This is a genomic window from Streptomyces sp. NPDC001848 (genome assembly GCF_042891915.1).
Classification (GTDB): domain Bacteria; phylum Actinomycetota; class Actinomycetes; order Streptomycetales; family Streptomycetaceae; genus Streptomyces.
Genome location: NZ_JBIATP010000001.1, coordinates 1 through 19,390, shown reverse-complemented (window position 1 = coordinate 19,390; position 19,390 = coordinate 1). Strand labels below are relative to the sequence as shown.

The 19,390-nt window shown below is 71.2% G+C and carries 15 protein-coding genes; 10 read left to right on the top strand and 5 right to left on the bottom strand.

Annotated features, from left to right (window positions below; all coding sequences use genetic code 11):
- Positions 1 to 48 precede the first annotated feature (48 nt).
- Positions 49 to 795 (bottom strand): hypothetical protein, encoded by a 747-nt coding sequence (locus ACFYZJ_RS00075; protein WP_388561170.1) that lies wholly within the window; start codon positions 793 to 795, stop codon positions 49 to 51.
- A 104-nt stretch (positions 796 to 899) separates the two neighbouring features.
- Here ACFYZJ_RS00075 and ggt point away from each other — a divergent pair, with 104 nt between their 5' ends.
- Positions 900 to 2,711: a gamma-glutamyltransferase gene (ggt, locus tag ACFYZJ_RS00070; protein WP_388561168.1), complete on the top strand. Its 1,812-nt coding sequence runs from the start codon at positions 900 to 902 to the stop codon at positions 2,709 to 2,711.
- Positions 2,712 to 2,738: 27 nt separating this feature from the next.
- On the opposite strand, the gene ACFYZJ_RS00065 is transcribed toward ggt, so the two are convergent.
- Positions 2,739 to 5,348, bottom strand: a complete 2,610-nt coding sequence (locus tag ACFYZJ_RS00065; protein WP_388561166.1) for an ATP-dependent Clp protease ATP-binding subunit — start codon at positions 5,346 to 5,348, stop codon at positions 2,739 to 2,741.
- A gap of 186 nt (positions 5,349 to 5,534) precedes the next feature.
- Positions 5,535 to 6,305 carry a type I methionyl aminopeptidase gene (gene map / locus ACFYZJ_RS00060; RefSeq protein WP_388561164.1) on the bottom strand — a complete coding sequence of 257 codons (771 nt, stop codon included), beginning with the start codon at positions 6,303 to 6,305 and terminating at the stop codon, positions 5,535 to 5,537.
- Positions 6,306 to 6,378: 73 nt separating this feature from the next.
- On the opposite strand from map, the gene ACFYZJ_RS00055 reads away from it, so the two are divergent.
- The 9 genes from ACFYZJ_RS00055 to ACFYZJ_RS00015 all read left to right on the top strand — a co-directional run bounded on the left by ACFYZJ_RS00055 (position 6,379) and on the right by ACFYZJ_RS00015 (position 17,661).
- The gene (locus ACFYZJ_RS00055) at positions 6,379 to 6,630 is read left to right on the top strand and encodes a helix-turn-helix domain-containing protein (RefSeq protein WP_388561162.1); all 252 of its coding nucleotides are present in this window, start codon (positions 6,379 to 6,381) and stop codon (positions 6,628 to 6,630) included.
- Between the two features lie 192 nt (positions 6,631 to 6,822).
- Positions 6,823 to 8,463, top strand: coding sequence for a hypothetical protein (locus ACFYZJ_RS00050; RefSeq protein ID WP_388561161.1), 1,641 nt, complete (start codon positions 6,823 to 6,825; stop codon positions 8,461 to 8,463).
- Positions 8,464 to 8,648: 185 nt separating this feature from the next.
- Entirely contained in the window at positions 8,649 to 9,491 is an 843-nt protein-coding gene (locus ACFYZJ_RS00045; protein WP_388561160.1) for a nitrilase-related carbon-nitrogen hydrolase, read from the top strand.
- Positions 9,488 to 10,771, top strand: coding sequence for an aspartate aminotransferase family protein (locus ACFYZJ_RS00040; protein WP_388561159.1), 1,284 nt, complete (start codon positions 9,488 to 9,490; stop codon positions 10,769 to 10,771). The genes ACFYZJ_RS00045 and ACFYZJ_RS00040 overlap by 4 nt, the downstream gene beginning before the upstream one ends.
- A 68-nt stretch (positions 10,772 to 10,839) precedes the next feature.
- Entirely contained in the window at positions 10,840 to 12,402 is a 1,563-nt protein-coding gene (locus ACFYZJ_RS00035; protein ID WP_388561157.1) for a PucR family transcriptional regulator, read from the top strand.
- 148 nt (positions 12,403 to 12,550) lie between these two features.
- On the top strand, positions 12,551 to 13,393 hold the full coding sequence (locus ACFYZJ_RS00030; RefSeq protein WP_388561155.1) for a nitrilase-related carbon-nitrogen hydrolase: 843 nt from the start codon (positions 12,551 to 12,553) through the stop codon (positions 13,391 to 13,393).
- A gap of 139 nt (positions 13,394 to 13,532) precedes the next feature.
- On the top strand, positions 13,533 to 14,933 hold the full coding sequence (hydA, locus tag ACFYZJ_RS00025) for a dihydropyrimidinase (RefSeq protein WP_388561153.1): 1,401 nt from the start codon (positions 13,533 to 13,535) through the stop codon (positions 14,931 to 14,933).
- 12 nt (positions 14,934 to 14,945) lie between these two features.
- On the top strand, positions 14,946 to 15,968 hold the full coding sequence (locus ACFYZJ_RS00020; protein ID WP_388561151.1) for a TIGR03842 family LLM class F420-dependent oxidoreductase: 1,023 nt from the start codon (positions 14,946 to 14,948) through the stop codon (positions 15,966 to 15,968).
- Positions 15,969 to 16,134: 166 nt separating this feature from the next.
- Positions 16,135 to 17,661 (top strand): NCS1 family nucleobase:cation symporter-1, encoded by a 1,527-nt coding sequence (locus tag ACFYZJ_RS00015; RefSeq protein ID WP_388561149.1) that lies wholly within the window; start codon positions 16,135 to 16,137, stop codon positions 17,659 to 17,661.
- A 49-nt stretch (positions 17,662 to 17,710) separates the two neighbouring features.
- Here ACFYZJ_RS00015 and ACFYZJ_RS00010 read toward each other — a convergent pair whose 3' ends face one another.
- Together ACFYZJ_RS00010 and ACFYZJ_RS00005 are read right to left on the bottom strand one after the other, a co-directional pair.
- Positions 17,711 to 18,400: a hypothetical protein gene (locus ACFYZJ_RS00010; protein ID WP_388561147.1), complete on the bottom strand. Its 690-nt coding sequence runs from the start codon at positions 18,398 to 18,400 to the stop codon at positions 17,711 to 17,713.
- A 672-nt stretch (positions 18,401 to 19,072) separates the two neighbouring features.
- Positions 19,073 to 19,324, bottom strand: coding sequence for a hypothetical protein (locus ACFYZJ_RS00005; RefSeq protein WP_388561145.1), 252 nt, complete (start codon positions 19,322 to 19,324; stop codon positions 19,073 to 19,075).
- Positions 19,325 to 19,390: the final 66 nt, after the last annotated feature.

The following is a 19,390-nucleotide window of genomic DNA, read 5'->3' as shown; positions in this document are numbered from 1 at the left end:
CCGTCGGTAAGTTACGTGCCAGTAAAGATTGTTGGAATGTGCTGTTCCCTAGGAGGCGCGGTGGGAGGTGCGTGCAGCCGGCGCGGCTGCCGGGGTCTGCGCGGCGCGCGTGACGTCTCCCACCAGCTCCACCACATCAGGGCCGTAGGCCTGCGAGTTGACGACCTTCAGGAGCAGCACGAAGGAGTTGTTGCCGTACTTGCGGTACAGCCGTTCGTGGTTGCGGGCGAGATAACGGGTCGCGGCCTGGTTGGTGATCGCACGCTGGCCGCTGAAGAGGAACACCGGCCTCGACAGGCCCGCGGTGACCCGGGCCAGCAGGACGTACTCGGTGACGCCGCGTTCCATGGGGTAGCGTTCGCCGCCGATCTCGAACGCGCCCTGGTCAGGACCCCGTTCCGGGTCGAGGTTGACCCGGACGCCCGGCAGCAGGGCCGACAGGTGGGCGAGCATCCGCCGGTTCGATCCGGGTCCGCCCACACAGAACTCGGTCCGCTCGCCGAAGCCCTGTCGCGCCTCGTCCTGCGTGACGACCTGGACGTTCGCCCCGCAGTCCTTGATGAGGGCGGACAGTTCCAGGAGGGCGAACACGTCGTAGCGGTGCACCGCCAGATCCGGGCTCCCGGCGTCGCGGTTCACCACGAGCAGCGATTCGGAGTTGTCGGGCAGCCCGAAGAACGCCTGCTTGCGCCGGAGCTTGCGCTTCCACAGGTAGGTTCGGGCCACCCAGCCGATGGCGGCGCTGATCCCCGCCGCGATCACGCCCAGGACGATGTTGCGCACGTCGTCGTTCATGGCCGCGCATGCTAGTCGCCCATTCGGACCAGTACTCGGGGCGGTGCTGACGGGGCCATGGCAATGTGGTTACCCTGCGTGGACGCACGTCACTGGAGGTACGAATGCGTCGCCCTGTCGCGCGGAAACTGGCGGTTTCGGCGGTCTCGGCCGCCCTGGTGTCGATAGGAGCGGCGGCGCCCCCGCACGCCGCCCCGGCACCGCAGAAATCGACCCCCGAGAAAGTGCCCGTGGCCGTCGGCTACGGCGGGGCCGTGGCGAGCGTCGACGCGGACGCGTCCGCCGCCGGTATCGAAGTCCTGAAGAAGGGCGGCAACGCGGTCGACGCGGCCGTCGCCACCGCCGCCGCGCTCGGCGTCACCGAGCCCTACTCCGCGGGCATCGGCGGAGGCGGCTACTTCGTCTACTACGACGCCAAGTCCCGCACGGTGCACACGATCGACGGCCGCGAGACGGCACCGCTGACCGCCGACTCGAACCTGTTCGTGGAGAACGGCAAGCCGCTCGCCTTCGCCGACGCCGTCAGCAGCGGCCTGAGCGTCGGCACCCCGGGCACGCCCGCCACCTGGCAGAAGGCGCTGGACCAGTGGGGCACCAGGCGGCTCGGCACCGTTCTGAAGCCGGCCGAGCGCATAGCCCGCGACGGCTTCACCGTCGACGACACCTTCCGGTCCCAGACAGCGTCCAACGAGACCCGCTTCCGGTACTTCCCGGACACGGCCAAGCTGTTCCTGCCGGGCGGGCAGCTCCCCGTCGTCGGCTCCACCTTCAAGAACCCCGACCTCGCCCGCACCTACGAGGAGCTGGGCCGCGAGGGCACAGGCGCGATCTACCACGGCGACCTCGGCAAGGACATCGTCGCCACCGTCGACAAGCCCCCGGTGGACCCGGCCTCGGGCTGGAACGCCCGCCCGGGCAAGCTGTCCGAGAAGGACCTCGCGGCCTACGCCGCGAAACTCCAGGCGCCCACGAAAACCTCGTACCGCGGTCTCGACGTCTACTCCATCGCGCCCTCCTCCTCCGGCGGCACGACCGTCGGTGAAGCGCTCAACATCCTGGAGAGGACGGACCTTTCGAAGGCGAGCGAGGTGCAGTACCTGCACCACTTCATCGAGGCGAGCCGTATCGCGTTCGCGGACCGCGGGCGCTGGGTCGGCGACCCCGCCTTCGAGGACGTGCCGACGAAGGAACTCCTCTCCCAGGAGTACGCCGACTCACGCGCGTGCCTCATCAAGGACGACGCGGTACTCACCAGCCCGCTCGCGCCCGGCGACCCGCGCCACCCGGCGCCGTGCGCGACCGGCGGCACGGCGGCCCCGACGACGTACGAGGGTGAGAACACCACGCACCTCACGGTCGCCGACAGGTGGGGCAACGTCGTCTCCTACACCCTCACCATCGAGCAGACCGGCGGCAGCGGCATCACCGTCCCGCACCGCGGCTTCCTGCTCAACAACGAGCTGACCGACTTCTCCTTCACGCCCGCCAACCCGGCCGTGCACGACCCGAACCTGCCCGGCCCGGGCAAGCGCCCGCGCTCCTCGATCTCCCCGACGATCGTCCTCGACCAGCAGGGCCGTCCGGTCGTCGCGCTCGGCTCGCCCGGCGGCGCGACCATCATCACGACCGTGCTGCAGACCCTGACCGAGTTCCTCGACCGTCATCTGCCGCTCGTCGACGCGATCGCCGCGCCGCGCGCCAGCCAGCGCAACGCGGCCCAGACGGAACTCGAACCGGCCCTCTACAACAGCGACCTGCGGGCGCAACTGGAGGCCATCGGGCACTCCTTCAAGCTGAACCCGGAGATCGGCGCGGCGACCGGCGTACAGCGCCTGCCCGGCGGCAAGTGGCTGGCCGCCGCGGAGAAGGTGCGACGCGGTGGCGGCTCGGCGATGGTGGTGACCCCGGCGCCGTGACCAGGGGATGCCGGGCCGCCGTGCGGTTCACCAGGGTGCGGTCCCGCCCTCCGGGGCGCGGGCCGCACCGCCACCCGGCTCCCGGCCGGCGGCACTCCCCGCCGAGGCCCGCGGCCGCGGGTGGAAGGCGAGTTGGCCGTTCTCCACGTCGACCTCGACCCGGCTGCCGCGTTCGATCCGGCCGTCCAGGAGCAGACGGGACAGCCGGTTGTCCAGCTCCCGCTGGATGGTGCGGCGCAGTGGGCGCGCGCCGTACTCCGGCTGGTAGCCGCGCTGGGCCAGCCACTGAACGGCCCGGTCGCTGAACGTCACGTCGATGTCCTGCGCCTGCAGCCGACGCCGGGTCTTGTCGAGCAACAGATCGGTGATCCGCCGCAGTTGCTCGGCCGTCAGCTGGCGGAAGACGACGATCTCGTCGATGCGGTTGAGGAATTCAGGGCGGAAGTGCTCGCGCAGCGGACGCAGGATCTGCTCCCGCCGCGCCTCCTCGTCCGCCTCGGCACCACCCGCACCGAACCCGATGCCCGCACCGCGCCGGGTGATGGCCTCGGAGCCCAGGTTGCTCGTCATCACGATGACCGTGTTGGTGAAGTCCACCGTCCGGCCCTGGGAGTCGGTCAGCCGCCCGTCGTCGAGGACCTGCAGCAGGATGTTGAAGACGTCCGGGTGCGCCTTCTCGACCTCGTCGAGCAGCAGCAGCGAGTACGGGTGCCGCCGTACGACCTCGGTGAGCTGCCCGGCCTCCTCGTGGCCCACGTACCCGGGCGGGGCGCCCACCAGCCGACTGACGGTGTGCCGCTCCTGGTACTCGCTCATGTCGAGCCGGACCATGCGCTCCTCGCTGCCGAACAGCGCCTCCGCGAGCGCCCGGGCCAGTTCCGTCTTGCCGACACCGGTCGGGCCGAGGAACAGGAAGCTGCCGATCGGCCGGTCGGGGCTGGCGAGCCCGGCCCGGGAGCGCAGCACCGCGTCGGCGACCACGGCGACCGCCTCGTCCTGCCCGACGACCCGCTGGTGCAGGTGCTCCTCCAGGCCGAGCAGCCGCTTCTTCTCCTCCTCGGTGAGCCGGCTCACCGGGATACCGGTCTGCCGGGACACCACCTCGGCGATGGCCTCGGTGGTGACCTGCAGGTGCTGCCCCTCGTCGGCCTCGGGTTCGCCGCTCGCCTCACCGATCCGCTGCTTCAGCTCGGTGATGCGGTCACGCAGCCGGGTGGCCTGCTCGTACTGTTCGTCGGCCACCGCCTGGTCCTTGTCCCGGGTCAGCCGCTCGACCTCGCGCTCCAGGGCCCGTACGTCCGTGCCCTTGGTCTTGGCACGCAGCCGCACCCGGGCACCGGCCTGGTCGATCAGGTCGATCGCCTTGTCCGGCAGATGCCGGTCGGTGAGATACCGGTCGGACAGCTCCACGGCGGCCACCAGCGCCTCGTCGGTGTAGCGGACCTGGTGGTGGGCCTCGTAGCGGTCGCGCAGCCCGCGCAGGATCTCGATGGCGTCCGCGGCGGACGGCTCGGGCACCAGGATCGGCTGGAACCGGCGGGCCAGCGCCGCGTCCTTCTCGATCCTGCGGTACTCCTCCAGCGTGGTGGCGCCCACGACGTGCAGTTCGCCGCGGGCCAGGGCGGGCTTGAGGATGTTGCCCGCGTCCATGGAGCCGCCCTCCGCGCCGCCGCCACCGGCGCCGACCACGGTGTGCAGCTCGTCGATGAAGACGATCAGCTCGTCGGAGTGCGCGCGGATCTCGCCGACGATGTTGTTCAGCCGCTCCTCGAAGTCGCCCCGGTAGCGGGTGCCCGCCACCACGCCGGTCAGGTCCAGGGCGATGACCCGGCGGCTGAGCAGGACGTCCGGCACGTCGCCGTCGGCGATGCGCTGCGCGAGCCCCTCCACGATGGCCGTCTTGCCGACGCCCGCGTCACCGATGAGGACCGGGTTGTTCTTGCCGCGGCGGGAGAGCACCTCGATGGTCTGCTCGATCTCCTCCTCCCGCCCGATCACCGGGTCGATACGGCCCTGCCGCGCGAGGTCGGTGAGATCGCGGCCATACTTGTCCAGGGTCGGCGTCGAGGTGGGGCGCGGCCGTTCGGGACGCTGCGCCACGTGGTCCCCGGCCTCCGGAGGCAGGGGAGAGGGGGCGAAGCGGTGGGAGTGGAGGATGTGCCCCGCGGCGGAGTCGGGGTTCGCGGCGAGCGCGCTGAGCACATGCTCCGGACCGATGTAGCCGGTGCCGCTGGCCCGGGCCAGTTCGTGCGCGTCCAGCAGGGCGCGCTTGACGGCGGGCGTCAGGGAGAGCGAGGTGGGCGGCGGCGCGTCGCCCGAACTCTGCTGGACCGGGCCGGAGCGTTCGTCGATCTCCGAGGCCAGCGAGTCGGGGTCCGCGCCGGCGCGGCTGAGGAGACTCCGGGTCGGTTCGGTGGCGAGCGCGGCGCGCAGCAGGTGCTGGGTGTCCAGGTCGCGGCTGCCGTGTTCGGCGGCGTAGCGGGCGGCGCCGGCGACCAGTTGCCGGGCCGGCTCGCTCAGCAGCCGTCCGAGGTCGATCTGCCGGGGACCGGGACGCTGTCCACCGAAGATGCGTGCGAAGAACTCTGCGAAGGGGTCCGAGCCGTAGCCCTGCGGACCCGTGAATCCGCTGGTCATGGCCTTCCGTTCCGCTGATGTACATGCCGGTCCGTCGCGGGTGCCCTGGGTTGTCCGAGCTACACCCGCGGTGCGTGCGTTTGCACCTCCGGTGCGTGCGGGTGCACCTGCGGTGCGCGCCCTGGCGCTTAGAACACCATCGCACGATCGCTGTTCGGGGGCATGTCCAGTCCGCGGGGTGTTCCCCTAACGGGGCGCCGTCAGGATCCGCGGTCCCGTCTTCGTGATCGCCACCGTGTGTTCCGCATGCGCCGCCCGGGAGCCGTCGTTCGTGCGGAGGGTCCAGCCGTCGGGGGAGACGTGGTAACCGTCCGTGCCGCCGGCGATGAGCATGGGCTCGATCGCCAGGACCATGCCGTGGCGCAGCGGGAGACCGCGGCCTGGGCGGCCCTCGTTCGGCACGGGCGGGTCCTCGTGCATGCGGCGGCCCACCCCGTGTCCGCCGAAGCCGTCCAGGATGCCGTATCCGGCGGCGCGGCACACGGAGCCGACCGCGTGGGCGATGTCCCCGATGCGGTTGCCGACGACCGCTGCCTCGATGCCCGCCATGAGCGCCCGTTCGGCCGTCTCGATCAGTCGCAGGTCCTCGGCCCGCGGCCGGCCGACCACGAAGCTGATCGCCGAGTCGCCGACCCAGCCGTCCAGTTCGGCGCCGCAGTCGATGGAGACCAGGTCGCCGTCGCGCAGCCGGTACCCGTTCGGGACGCCGTGGACGATCGCGTCGTTGACGGAGGCGCAGATGACCGCCGGGAAGGGGGTCGGGGCGAAGGAGGGGCGGTAGCCGAGGAACGGGGAGCGGGCGCCCGCCTCGCGCAGGACCCGGCGTGCCACCTCGTCCAGGTCCAGCAGGGAGACGCCCACCTCGGCGGCGTCCCGTACCGCGCTGAGGGCGCGGCCGACGATCTGGCCCGCCGCCTCCATGGCGTCGATCGATGTGTCTGTCTTCAGTTCCACCATGCCAATTACTATACCGCTCGCCGCCAATTGGAATACCGGTCGGCTCGGTGGGAGCCGGTATTAGAATGGGCGCATGGTGCGTACCCCGCTGACCCCCGAAGAGCGCGAACGCGGCGAGCGGCTCGGCCGGTTGCTGCGTGAGGCCCGCGGCGACCGCACCATGGCGGAGGTGGCCGCGAGCGCCGGGATCTCCGCCGAGACCCTCCGCAAGATCGAAACGGGGCGGGCGCCGACCCCGGCGTTCTTCACGGTCGTGGCGCTGGCGCGGGTGCTCGGCCTGTCCCTGGACGTAGTCGCCGGGCTGTGTGCGCCGGTCGCGGTGTGAGCCGTCGACGTCCTCGGGCGGACGGCAGCCTCGGGCGCGGCGCCCGGGGCGCGGGCGGAGCCGCCGCGCACAGGGCGCGGATGCCGCAGGGGAGTGCACCGCGTCCGCTCTGAAAACCGCCTGTAGCCAGTCCGTAACACGACTGGTGTTTTCTACCGGACCGGAGTACTCCACTCGGGCGGGAGCTGAACGATGGCGGTGGATCAACTCCCGGGAGCGGTGCGGGAGTTCGCGAGCTACCTGAACGGGCTGCTGGCGCGGCTCGACCAGGGCGGCGGCTGGTGCGGAGTCTTCTGGCAGCGCGACCCCGACGGTATGCGGGCCTGCCTGCAGGGCCGGGAGGTGCCGCCCTGGGACGTCGTGGAGTCGCTGCTGCAGGACCTCGCCGCCGCATACGGGCCCGCGGTCGCCGCGCGGGAGGCCGAGCGGGCGCGAGCACTGCACGGTGCCTCGCTCGCCGCGTACGACGCCCGGCCAGGGGCCCGGGAGGCGCTCGGAGACCGGCTCGACGTGATGCTCCGCGAGAAACGCTTCGCGGAGCAGCGCAGGGCGGACCTCGAACGCCGGCTGGAGTCGGCCGCCACCCAGGAGGAGGCCGCGTCGCTCCGGCTCGACCTGGCCTGGTCCCGGGACGACCACGACCGCGCCACGGCCCGCTGCGCGGAGCTGCGTCGCCGCTTGGAGGCCCTGGACCACCGTGCCCTGCCCGCACAGGGCGCTCGGTCTTCAGGAGCGGCCGGGGACGTGTTCCGCCCGGAGGAAGCGGCCACGGAAGCCCGCGCGCCCGAGGAGAGGACCGACAGGGGGACGCCGACGCCGCCGGGCAGCCGCGCGGAGCCCCGGTGGGCGGAGGCGGCCGGAGCGCGCCTGGCGCAGTGGCGGCAGGGCCCGGACGCGGTGTCCGACCGGTCTCATGGGGACATCGAGGCCCCGGACACGGGATCGGCCGACGACACTTCCGTCTGGCACCGTGCCCGGTCCGGTGACGCCCCCGGACGCGGTTCCGAACGCGGTTCCGAGGGGCCGGGCGGCCCGTCCCCGGAATCCGTGGGCCGCGAGCCCGGCCCCGCCCCCGCCGCCGCGGAGGCCCCCGCCAAGCCGCGCTCCAAGCGCCGCCCCCGCGGCAGTGCCCGTTTCGCCGGGGTGATGGACGTGCAGGAGTCGGCCACGGGTGCCGTTCCCCCCGTGGCCGCGCCCGCGCCGGGGCGTCGTGGCCCCAGGGGCGCCCGGTTCGCCGGAGCCGCCGCAGCCGAGACACCCGAGACTCCCGGGACACCCGAGTCGCGTACCCCGCCCCCCGACGAGGCCGACCGGCAGCTCACCGCCGACACCGTCGCAACGCTCGTCCGGCTGCGCGCAGAGGGCCGCAGCGGCGAGGCACACGCGCTGCTCGTCGAAGCCGCCCACTGGCCCGCCTCCCGCTATCCCCTGCTCGCCGCCGAGCTGCACCGAGCGGATCTCGCCGCCGACTGGGCCACCCTGCTCTGGGAGGCCGCCTCACTGCCCGCCGACCGGCTCGTCGCCGCCGCGGACGCCCTCACTGCGGCCGGGCGCGGCGCGGACGGCGAGGAGATGCTGCGGCAGGGCGTCGCACGGCCCGCGAAGGAGATCGGCGAGGCCGTCCTCGGGCTCCACGCCGACGACCGACACCGCGAGGTCGGCGCCCTCCTCGACGCGTACGTACGCGTCCGCACGCCTCAAGAGGCCGCCCGCAGTGTCGCCGCGGACCCGCAGCTGCTCGTACCGTTGCTCCTGGAGGCCGCCCGGGGTGTCTCCGCCGAGCGTCACTGGGACCTGGTCCACGCCCTCAGGGTCGCCGGATTCACCGCCTGACCGGCCCGCCGACAATCCGACCACTCACCCGCAGGAGTGCGAAACACGATCGACACCGCGGGTTGACGACGATGGTCTTGGCAAGGCCGCCGTGGGGGCTTACGTTCGACCCTCTACAGCCTGGCTCTACGGGCGTAGAGGCTCTCTGACGTCCCTCGCGGACCATCAGGCAAAGGAGCGGCACCATGGCCCACGTCGTACGCGCCGCACTGGTCCAGGCGACCTGGACCGGCGACACCGAATCCATGATCGCCAAGCATGTGGAGCACGCCCATGAGGCGGCCCGGCAGGGTGCCGAGGTCATCGGTTTCCAGGAAATCTTCAACGCCCCGTACTTCTGCCAGGTCCAGGAGCCCGAGCACTACCGCTGGGCCGAGCCGGTGCCGGACGGCCCGACGGTGCGCCGTATGCGGGACCTCGCCCGCGAGACCGGCATGGTGATCGTCGCCCCCGTCTTCGAGGTCGAGCAGTCCGGCTTCTACTACAACACCGCCGCCGTGATCGACGCCGACGGCACCTACCTCGGCAAGTACCGCAAGCACCACATCCCCCAGGTCAAGGGCTTCTGGGAGAAGTACTACTTCAAACCCGGCAACCTCGGCTGGCCCGTCTTCGACACCGCCGTGGGCAGGGTCGGCGTCTACATCTGCTACGACCGCCACTTCCCGGAGGGCTGGCGCCAGCTCGGCCTGAACGGCGCCCAGCTCGTCTACAACCCGTCCGCCACCCACCGCGGCCTGTCCTCCTACCTCTGGCAGCTCGAACAGCCCGCGGCGGCCGTCGCCAACGAGTACTTCGTCGCCGCGATCAACCGCGTGGGCCGCGAGGAGTACGGCGACAACGACTTCTACGGGACGAGCTACTTCGTCGATCCCCGTGGGCAGTTTGTGGGCGAGGTCGCGAGCGACAAGGTGGAGGAGCTCGTCGTGCGGGACCTCGACTTCGACCTCATCGAAGAAGTGCGGCAGCAGTGGGCGTTCTACCGTGACCGCCGCCCCGACGCGTACGAAGGACTGGTGAAGCCGTGAGTGACCTGCACGACCGCCACAAGGCCGTCCTGCCCGAGTGGCTGGCCCTCTACTACAAGGACCCTCTGGAGATCACCCACGGCGAGGGCCGGCACGTCTGGGACGCCGACGGGAAGAAGTACCTGGACTTCTTCGGCGGCATCCTCACCACCATGACCGCGCACGCCCTGCCCGAGGTGACCAAGGCGGTGAGCGAGCAGGCCGGGCGGATCATCCACTCGTCCACGCTCTACCTCAACCGCCCGATGGTGGAGCTCGCCGAGCGCATCGCCCAGCTCAGCGGCATCCCGGACGCCCGGGTCTTCTTCACCACGTCCGGCACCGAGGCCAACGACACCGCGCTGCTGCTCGCGACGACGTACCGGCGCAGCAACCAGATCCTCGCGATGCGCAACAGCTACCACGGCCGCTCGTTCAGCGCGATCGGCATCACCGGCAACCGCGGCTGGTCCCCGACCTCGCTGTCCCCGCTCCAGACGCTCTACGTCCACGGCGGCGTCCGCACCCGCGGCCCGTTCGCGCACCTGAGCGACGCCGAGTTCATCGCGGCCTGCGTCGAGGACCTGAAGGACCTGCTCGGGCACACCCGCCCGCCCGCCGCGCTGATCGCCGAGCCCATCCAGGGCGTCGGTGGCTTCACCTCGCCGCCCGACGGGCTGTACGCGGCCTTCCGCGACGTGCTCCAGGAGCACGGCATTCTGTGGATCGCGGACGAGGTGCAGACCGGCTGGGGCCGCACCGGCGACCACTTCTGGGGCTGGCAGGCGCACGGGCAGAGCGGCCCGCCGGACATCCTCACCTTCGCCAAGGGCATCGGCAACGGCATGTCCATCGGCGGCGTCGTCGCCCGCGCGGAGATCATGAACTGCCTCGACGCCAACAGCATCTCCACCTTCGGCGGCACGCAGATCACGATGGCCGCGGGCCTCGCCAACCTCACGTACCTGCTGGAGCACGACCTCCAGGGCAACGCCCGGCGCGTCGGCGGACTGCTCATCGAGCGGCTGCGGGCCGTCGCCGCCCAGCTCCCCCACGTACGGGAGGTGCGCGGGCGCGGCCTGATGATCGGCGTCGAGCTGGTGCGGCCCGGCACCGACCAGGCCGACCCGGACGCGGCGGCCGCCGTGCTGGAGGCGGCCCGCGACGGCGGCCTGCTGATCGGCAAGGGCGGCGGCCACAACACCAGCGTGCTGCGCGTCGCCCCGCCGCTCTCGCTCACCGTCGAGGAGGCCGAGGAGGGCGCGGCGATCCTCGAGCAGGCCCTCAGGAGCGTGCGCTGATGTCCTGTCCCCTCGACAGCGCCTTCATGAGGTGTCTTCAGTAAGACCGGAGCAAGGGGAAGTGAGCCATGCCCACCGCCTTGGAACCCGCCCTGTCGGTACGCCAGGTCCTCACCCTGGACCGGGTGCTGGCCGGAGAGCCCGAGGTGGTGGCCGGCGCCGGGCACCTGGACCGGCCGGTGCGCTGGGTGCACGTCGCCGAGGCGCCCGACGTCGGGGTGATGCTCAGCGGCGGCGAGATGGTCCTCACCACCGGGGTGCTGCTCGCCGGCGACGTGGAGAAGCAGGCGGAGTACATCCGCTCCCTGCACCGCGCGGAGGCCGCGGCCGTCGTCCTCGGACTCGGCCGGGCCTTCCCGGCGCCCCCGGACGTGATGCGCCGTGCCGCCGAGCGCTGCGGGCTGCCCATGGTGGTCCTGCACCGGCCCTTCCCGTTCGCCGAACTGACCGAGGAGGTCCAGTCCCGCCTGGTACGGCGCAAGTTCGCGGCCGTGAGCCTGTCGGAGGCCGTCCGCACGGCCCTGACCGGGCTCATCACCGCGGGCGCCCCGCTGCAGCGGCTGCTGGACGAGATCGCCGTGCACGCGGGCTGCCCGGTCGTCCTCACCAACCTCGCGCACCGCGTGCTCGCCACGGCGGGGGAGCGGCCCGCGGTCGACGACGTGCTGCGCGACTGGGAGCGCATCGCCCGGCAGGCGGGCGGCAGCGAGGGCGACGGCTGGGTCCGCGCCGAGCTGGGCGGACGCGGCGAGCGCTGGGGCCGGATCGTGCTGTGCGGCTACCGCGGCGACAGCCCCGTCGGGCGCCTGCTCGCCGAGCGCGCGGCCGAGGCCCTGGTCCTGCACCGGATGCTCCACGGCTCGGTGCACACCTGGGAGGAGCAGTCCGCGCAGAGCCTGCTGACCGATCTCGTCTCCGGTGCCGTACCGCCCGGACGGCTGCTGCCCCGGGCACGCGCGGCCGGCCTGCCCGTCAACCGCCGTACCTTCGTCCCCCTCGTCGTACGCGACGGCGATCCCGCCCAGCTCGATCGCGTCCTGCGGCTGCTCGGCCTGCCCGGACTCGTCGCCGAGCTGGCCGACGGCGCCACCGCCGTACTGCTCAGCCTCGCCCGCGACCAGGACGCGGAAGCCCTGACCGCGCACTTCGCCACCCGGCTGCGCACGGAGTCCCCGGCGGTGCGCGGAACGGTCATCGCAGCCGCCGACCCGCGCACCGCCTGGGAGGACGTGCCCGCCGGGCTGCGCGAGGCCCAGCACGTCGCGGACGCCGTCGCCGGCCACTCCGCCGCGCAGGACCTCCCGGCCGTCGTACGCCTCCGGGACGTCCATCTGCGCGGCCTGATCCGGCTGCTGCGGGACGACCCGCACGTGCAGGCCTTCGCCGAGCGGGAGCTGGACGGCCTGCTGTGCGGGCGCCACGCCGAGCAGGACCTGCTGCCTGTACTGCGCACCTACCTCGCCACCGGCCGCAACAAGTCCCGCACCGCCCAGCTGCACCACGTCAGCCGCCCGGCCCTCTACCGCAGGCTGGAGGCCATACAGAGCCGCCTCGGGGTTGACCTCGACGACTTCGAACAGGCCGCCTCCGTGCACATCGCGCTGCTCGCGCACGACGCCCAACAAGGGTGAAACGCCATGGAAAAGAGCGGGAAACAGGCGTGTACGGGCGGGTATGACACGGTGCAACGCCGGACGCGGGCAGACGTGACACGGTGCAACTCAAACCGCATCGCCGGACTTCCTAGCCTTGCCGCACACCGAGCGACCGGAGGTCCCGATGAGCAGAGTGATCCGTGCCGCCGTCTTCCAGACCGCCTGGACGGGCGACAAGGAATCGATGATCCAGGTCCACGAGCAGGCGGCCCGCGACGCGGCCGCGCAGGGCGCCCAGGTCCTGTGCTTCCAGGAGCTGTTCTACGGGCCGTACTTCTGCCAGGTCCAGGACCCCGCGTTCTACGAGTACGCCGAGCGGATCCCGGACGGCCCGATCGTCAAGCGCTTCCAGGCCCTCGCCGAGGAGCTGGGCATCGTCCTCGTCCTGCCCATGTACGAGGAGGAACAGCCCGGCGTCCTGTACAACACCGCCGCGGTGATCGACGCGGACGGCTCCTACCTCGGCAAGTACCGCAAGACCCACATCCCGCAGGTCAGGGGTTTCTGGGAGAAGTTCTACTTCCGGCCCGGCAACTCCGGCTGGCCCGTCTTCGACACCAAGGTCGGGAAGATCGGCGTCTACATCTGCTACGACCGCCACTTCCCGGAGGGCTGGCGGGCTCTCGGCCTCGCGGGCGCCGAGATCGTGTTCAACCCGTCGGCGACCTCGCGCGGCCTGTCGGGCTACCTGTGGCAGCTGGAGCAGCCGGCGGCGGCCGTGGCCAACGAGTACTTCGTGGGCGCGATCAACCGGGTGGGCGTCGAGGAACTGGGCGACAACGACTTCTACGGGACCTCGTACTTCGTGGACCCGGAGGCGCAGTTCGTCGGCGAGGTGGCGAGCGACAAGGAGACCGAACTGGTCGTCCGCGACCTGGACCTGGCCAAGCTGCGCGAGGTCCGCGACCGCTGGCAGTTCTACCGCGACCGGGCGCCGGGGGCGTACGGCCCGCTGACGGCTCCGTAACAGGCGAAGGCACCCGCGCCCTTGACAGGGGCGCGGGGCTGTGCCCGATATGCGGCTACCGCCGCGGCGGCTCGACCAGCCACACACCACCCACACTGTCCGATCGCACCCAGCGGGGCACTTACGGAGGAGAGGGAGCATGACTCGTACCGTCATCCGCGGTGGCCTCGTCATCACCGCGTCCGACGAGATCCACGCCGACGTCCTGATCGAGGACGGCCGCATCGCCGCCCTCGCCGCGTCCGGCACCCCGGCCGCCCTGGCCTTCACAGCCGAGCGGGCCATCGACGCCACCGGCAAGTACGTGATCCCGGGCGGTGTCGACGCCCACACCCACATGGAGCTGCCGTTCGGCGGCACCTTCGCCTCCGACACCTTCGAGACCGGTACCCGGGCCGCCGCCTGGGGAGGCACCACGACCATCATCGACTTCGCGGTGCAGAGCGTGGGCCACTCGCTGCGCGAGGGCCTGGACGCGTGGCACGCGAAGGCCGAGGGCAACTGCGCCATCGACTACGGCTTCCACATGATCGTCTCCGATGTGAACCAGGAGACGCTCAAGGAGATGGACCTGCTGGTCGAGGAAGGCGTGACCAGCTTCAAGCAGTTCATGGCCTACCCGGGGGTCTTCTACTCAGACGACGGCCAGATCCTGCGTGCCATGCAGCGCTCCGCCGAGAACGGCGGGCTGATCATGATGCACGCCGAGAACGGCATCGCGATCGACGTACTCGTCGAACAGGCCCTGGCCCGCGGCGAAACCGACCCGCGCTACCACGGCGAGGTCCGCAAGGCCCTGCTGGAGGCCGAGGCCACCCACCGCGCCATCAAGCTCGCGCAGGTCGCCGGGGCCCCGCTGTACGTGGTGCACGTCTCGGCGATGGAGGCGGTCGCCGAGCTGGCCCGCGCGCGTGACGAAGGGCTGAACGTCTTCGGCGAGACCTGTCCGCAGTACCTGTTCCTGTCCACCGACAACCTCGCCGAGCCCGACTTCGAGGGCGCGAAGTACGTGTGCAGCACCCCTCTTCGTCCCAAGGAGCACCAGGCCAAGCTGTGGCAGGGCCTGCGCACCAACGACCTCCAGGTGGTTTCCACCGACCACTGCCCCTTCTGCTTCGTGGGCCAGAAGGAACTGGGCCGGGGCGACTTCTCCAAGATCCCCAACGGCCTGCCGGGTGTCGAGAACCGCATGGACCTGCTCCACCAGGCCGTCGTCGACGGGCACATCTCGCGCCGCCGCTGGATCGAGATCGCCTGCGCCACCCCGGCCCGGATGTTCGGCCTCTACCCGAAGAAGGGCACCATCGCCCCCGGCGCCGACGCCGACGTCGTCATCTACGACCCGCACGCCGAGCAGGTCATGTCGGCCGAGACGCACCACATGAACGTCGACTACTCGGCGTACGAGGGGAAGCGCACGACCGGCCGGGTCGAGACCGTCCTCTCGCGCGGCGAGCCCGTGATCACCGAGCGGGAGTTCACCGGACGCGCGGGACACGGCGTCTACACCCCCCGCTCCACCTGTCAGTACCTCAACTAGGAGCGGTGCACCATGGACTTCGGACTCGTCCTGCAGACCGACCCGCCGGCCTCGCGGGTCGTCAGCCTGATGAAGAGAGCGGAGCGCAACGGCTTCCGCTACGGCTGGACCTTCGACTCGGCCGTGCTGTGGCAGGAACCGTTCGTGATCTACAGCCAGATCCTGGCGAACACTCAGAAGCTGACGGTCGGCCCGATGGTGACGAACCCGGGCACCCGCACCTGGGAGGTCACCGCCTCCACGTTCGCCACCCTCAACGACATGTTCGGCAACCGCACCGTGTGCGGCATCGGCCGCGGCGACTCGGCGATGCGCGTCGCCGGCCGCAAGCCCAACACCCTGGCCCGCATCAGCGAGGCCATGAAGGTGATCCGGGCGCTGGGCAGCGGCCGGGAGGCCGACCTCGGCGGCGGCACGGTCGTCAAGTTCCCCTGGATCAAACCGGGGGCCCGACTGCCCGTGTGGATGGCGGCGTACGGCCCCAAGGCGCTGAAGATGACCGGAGAGGAGGCCGACGGGTTCATCCTCCAGCTCGCCGACCTGTATCTGACCGAGTACATGGTCAAGGCGGTCAAGGACGCTGCCGTGGCCGCCGGGCGCGACCCGTCCGAGGTGACGATCTGCGTCGCCGCCCCCGCCTACGTCACCGAGGACGACTCGCCCGAGGCGCTGGCCCACGCCCGTGAGCAGTGCCGCTGGTTCGGCGGCATGGTCGGCAACCACGTCGCCGACCTCGTCGCCAAGTACGGCGAGCACTCCTCCGCCGTCCCCGAGGAGCTCACCGACTACATCAAGGCCCGGCAGAGCTACGACTACGCCCACCACGGGCGCAGCGGAAACCCGGACACCCAGTTCGTGCCCGACGAGATCGTCGACCGGTTCTGCGTCATCGGCCCGGTCGAGAAGCACATCGAGAAGCTGAAGGCACTGCGCGAGCTGGGCGTCGACCAGTTCGCCGTCTACGACATGCACGACGCGCAGGAGGCCGTCATCGACGCGTACGGGAGCCAGGTCATCCCGGCCGTCAACGGCTGAACCACCACCGGGTCCCCGGACCCTTCCCTCTCCCCGCTCGTCCCCTTCCCGCTCTCCCGGGAAGGGGGCCCAGGACGCTCCGGTCGATCCGTCCACCGGGCGCACCCCCCATCGGCGCCGCCACCCGCACGGCCTTTCCCGTCCCACCTCCTGATTGGCCTGCCCCATGACCGACACCGCTCCCACGGCCATACCGCCGTCCGCCCAAGTCACCCTCTCCGACGGGCGCGTGGAGATCGCCCCGGGCTCCCCGCAGCCGAGCGGTGCGTACGCCAACGAGGACCTGCTGCCGGTCCCCGTCGCCAAGCGCACCTGGACCACGTACAACTTCTCCGCGCTGTGGGTCGGCATGGCCCACAACACGGCGTCCTGGACCCTGGCCTCCGGTCTGATCGCGGTCGGCATGGACTGGAAGCAGGCGGTGTTCACCATCGCCCTGGCCAATGTGATCGTGCTCATCCCGATGCTGCTCACCGGGCACGCGGGACCCAAGTACGGCATCCCCTTCCCGGTCTTCGCCCGGGCCTCCTTCGGCGTGCGCGGCGCCAACCTCCCCGCGGTCGTGCGGGCGTTGGTCGCGTGCGGCTGGTTCGGCATCCAGACCTGGATCGGCGGCGAGGCGATCTACTTCCTCGCCGGGAAGCTCATCGGCGACAGCTGGTCCAACGCCTCCCACGTGGGCGGCTACGCCTGGACCATGTGGCTGTCGTTCGCGCTCTTCTGGGTGCTCCAGGTCGCCATCATTTACCGGGGCATGGAGACGATCCGCCGCTTCGAGAACTGGGCGGCGCCCTTCGTGATCGTCGGCGCCCTGGTGATGCTGTGGTGGATGAGCAGCAAGGCGGGCGGCTTCGGCCCGCTGTTCGACCAGCCCTCGAAGCTGGGCTGGGGAGCGGACTTCTGGAAGCTGTTCGCGCCCTCCCTCATGGGCATGATCGGCTTCTGGTCCACGCTGTCGCTGAACATCCCGGACTTCACCCGGTACGGCCGCAGCCAGAAGGCCCAGACCTGGGGTCAGGCGCTCGGCCTGCCGACCACGATGACGCTGTTCGCGTTCCTGTCGGTGCTGGTCACCTCCGGCTCGCAGGCGGTGTACGGCAAGCCCGTCTGGGACCCGGTGCAGCTGGCGGCGAAGACGGACAACGTGGTCGGGCTGCTCTACGCCCTGGTCACCGTGCTGGTGGCGACCCTGTCGGTGAACATCGCGGCCAACCTGGTCTCCCCGGCGTTCGACTTCTCCAACGTGGCGCCGCGGAAGGTGAGTTTCCGCACCGGCGCCCTGATCACCTCGGTCCTCGCGGTGCTGATCTTCCCGTGGAAGCTGTACTCCGACCCGCAGGGCTACATCTTCACCTGGCTCGGCCTGGTCGGCGGACTGCTCGGCACGGTCGCCGGCATCCTCATCGCCGACTACTGGATCCTGCGCCGCACCCGGCTCGACCTCACCGACCTGTACCGCTCCGGGGGCCGCTACTGGTACGGGGGCGGCTGGAACTGGCGGGCCGTGCTGGCCTTCGCCGTCGGCGGGGTGCTGGCGATCGGCGGCGCGGACTTCCATCCGCTGATCGACGGCCGCCCCGTCCCGGCCCTGAAGCCGCTCGCCGACTACGGCTGGGCCGTCGGCCTCGGCACGTCGTTGGTGCTGTACCTGCTGCTGATGCTCGCGCGAGGGCGGGACGACGCCGCGGTCTGACGTCCGGCCGGTCGTGCGGCCGGTCGTGCGGCCGGTCGTCCGGGGGCGGTCAGCTCTTCTGCTGGCCGCCCCCCAGTGCGGCCACCGCCTCCCTGGCGGCCTTGATGGCTCCCTTGTTGATCTCGTCCGTACCGGGCGCCTTCTTCGTCTCGAAGTCACTGCCGTTGTAGTCGACGGAGACGAGCGCGTTGGACACGCGTACCAGCACCAGCCCCTCGCGGGTCTGCTGCTTGTCCTCGGTGGTGAGGTTCACGACCGAGTACGCCGTCTCGCCGAGACCCGGGACCGCGCCGCCGCCGCTCTTGTCCGTGGTCCGCTCGGTGTACGACTTCTGCGCCTGCGCCTGCGAGTCCATGATCTCGAAGGTGACGTCGAGCCAGCGGTAGTCGTAGCCCTTGAGCGCGTTCCAGGAGCAGGTGCGGCGCACCGAACGGTCCGTGGAGGGGATCTCCTTGCCCGCCGTCTTGGCGCCCGGGACCAGCGACGTGATCGTATTTCCGGACAGGGCCGCGCATGGTGCGGGTGCGGTGGTGTACGCCTTCGCCGCGGCCGACGGCCCGGCAGCGGAGGCGGTCCCCGCGTCCTGGGGGCTCCGGGCGTCCTGGCTCCGCTGCGACGACTTGTGCTCGGTGGCCGAGGAGGCGGCCGGACCGGCGGTCAACGCCCAGCCCGCACAGGCGAGCACGAGGACCGGACTCAGCCGCGCGGTGAGGGCGAGCGGCAGGGGAAGATCACGCACGGGCGCACTTCTCGTGGGGGACGGACGGTGCGGAGGGTGGTCCACACTGCGGACGGGACGACAGTTTCACATGAGTGCCTGTGAGGCGGAAGGGCCAACTCGCTCTGTGCCCACGCGATGACGCAGGCCGAACGCCCACGGGTGTGTGTGTCCCCATATGCCCGGACCGAGCCGTGCGGGGCCTGAGCCGGCCCCGGCTTCCGACACGAGCGAGCCCGGGAGCGGGGCTCCGGGGCGGCGGCCTCGGGTCTGGTCGTTCTCGGCACTCGGCACTCGGTCCTCGGCACTCGGTCCTCGCTCCTCGGTCCTCGCTCCTCGCTCCTCGCTCCTCGCTCCTCGCTTCTCGCTTCTCGTTTCTCGGTGCTCGGTCCTCGCTTCTCGTTTCTCGGTTCTCGCTGCTCGCTGCTCGCTTCTCGCTTCTCGTTTCTCGGTTCTCGCTTCTCGGTCCTCGCTTCTCGCTGCTCGCTTCTCGTTTCTCGGTTCTCGTTTCTCGGTGCTCGGTCCTCGCTTCTCGTTTCTCGGTCCTCGCTTCTCGCTGCTCGCTTCTCGTTTCTCGTTTCTCGTTTCTCGTTTCTCGGTTCTCGCTCCTCGGTCCTCGCTTCTCGGTCCTCGGTCCTCGCTCCTCGGTTGTCGGTTGTCGGTTGTCGGTCGTCGGTTTCTCGGGCCTCGCCCTCAGCCCGAGCTGCCCGCGAACAGGACGGATGCCGATGGGGAGTCGAGGGCGGGCCGGATCTGCCGGCTCAGGGCTCCCTCGGTCGCCTCGTCGGCGACCTCGATCACACAGCGCGCCTCGTACTGTGCCTTCGGGTAGCTGCGGTGGGCGCGCATCGCCACCCGCTCGAAGAAGTCGGGCGGGTGGCCACCGTCCCCGCGCCCCGGAACGGCCGCCCGGCCGCCCCCGTTATGTTCTTCGCGGTCCTGCAAGAGGGCCGCTGGCCTCCGGGCCCGGCATGGCTGTTCCCCCCTGTCGAACGGATGACCTGGGGGGTG

Excerpts from the sequence above, each read along its gene's own strand:
- ACFYZJ_RS00055 (WP_388561162.1), top strand. The coding sequence starts at position 6,379 with ATGGTGCGTACCCCGCTGACCCCCGAAGAGCGCGAACGCGGCGAGCGG.
- ACFYZJ_RS00015 (WP_388561149.1), top strand. The coding sequence starts at position 16,135 with ATGACCGACACCGCTCCCACGGCCATACCGCCGTCCGCCCAAGTCACC.
- ACFYZJ_RS00045 (WP_388561160.1), top strand. The coding sequence starts at position 8,649 with ATGGCCCACGTCGTACGCGCCGCACTGGTCCAGGCGACCTGGACCGGC.
- hydA (WP_388561153.1), top strand. The coding sequence starts at position 13,533 with ATGACTCGTACCGTCATCCGCGGTGGCCTCGTCATCACCGCGTCCGAC.
- ggt (WP_388561168.1), top strand. The coding sequence starts at position 900 with ATGCGTCGCCCTGTCGCGCGGAAACTGGCGGTTTCGGCGGTCTCGGCC.
- ACFYZJ_RS00030 (WP_388561155.1), top strand. The coding sequence starts at position 12,551 with ATGAGCAGAGTGATCCGTGCCGCCGTCTTCCAGACCGCCTGGACGGGC.
- ACFYZJ_RS00075 (WP_388561170.1), bottom strand. The coding sequence starts at position 795 with ATGAACGACGACGTGCGCAACATCGTCCTGGGCGTGATCGCGGCGGGG.
- ACFYZJ_RS00035 (WP_388561157.1), top strand. The coding sequence starts at position 10,840 with ATGCCCACCGCCTTGGAACCCGCCCTGTCGGTACGCCAGGTCCTCACC.
- map (WP_388561164.1), bottom strand. The coding sequence starts at position 6,305 with ATGGTGGAACTGAAGACAGACACATCGATCGACGCCATGGAGGCGGCG.
- ACFYZJ_RS00050 (WP_388561161.1), top strand. The coding sequence starts at position 6,823 with ATGGCGGTGGATCAACTCCCGGGAGCGGTGCGGGAGTTCGCGAGCTAC.
- ACFYZJ_RS00020 (WP_388561151.1), top strand. The coding sequence starts at position 14,946 with ATGGACTTCGGACTCGTCCTGCAGACCGACCCGCCGGCCTCGCGGGTC.
- ACFYZJ_RS00065 (WP_388561166.1), bottom strand. The coding sequence starts at position 5,348 with ATGACCAGCGGATTCACGGGTCCGCAGGGCTACGGCTCGGACCCCTTC.